This window comes from Pseudoalteromonas sp. 19-MNA-CIBAN-0066 (assembly GCF_040308705.1).
Classification (GTDB): Bacteria; Pseudomonadota; Gammaproteobacteria; order Enterobacterales; family Alteromonadaceae; genus Pseudoalteromonas; species Pseudoalteromonas nigrifaciens.
In genome coordinates, this window is sequence record NZ_JBEONZ010000349.1 from 1 (window position 1) to 247 (window position 247).

At 32.0% G+C, this 247-nt stretch carries 1 protein-coding gene; it reads right to left on the reverse strand.

Annotation, left to right across the window (positions count from 1 at the left end):
- Positions 1 to 247 (reverse strand): hypothetical protein (locus tag AAEZ18_RS19385; protein ID WP_352256073.1); only part of this gene is annotated, 247 nt, incomplete at both ends.

Genomic DNA, 247 nt, shown 5'->3' on the forward strand with positions numbered 1-247 from the left:
TAAAAAAACAGATATAATAATGAAGACGCAACCAATATGTAGAATAAATTTATTTTTATCATTGCGGCTTAGTAAGTATAAACCAATCAAAAAGCCAAAACTCTGTGTAAAGGAAAGTTGAGCCCCCCCGCCGCCAGAAAGACCTGCCATTCTGAAGTTTTGGTAATGTTCCAATTGGTACTTAGCCATTGTAAAGTTATAAATAAAATCTTTAAATTCAACAGAAAAAAACTGAACACTCATAATT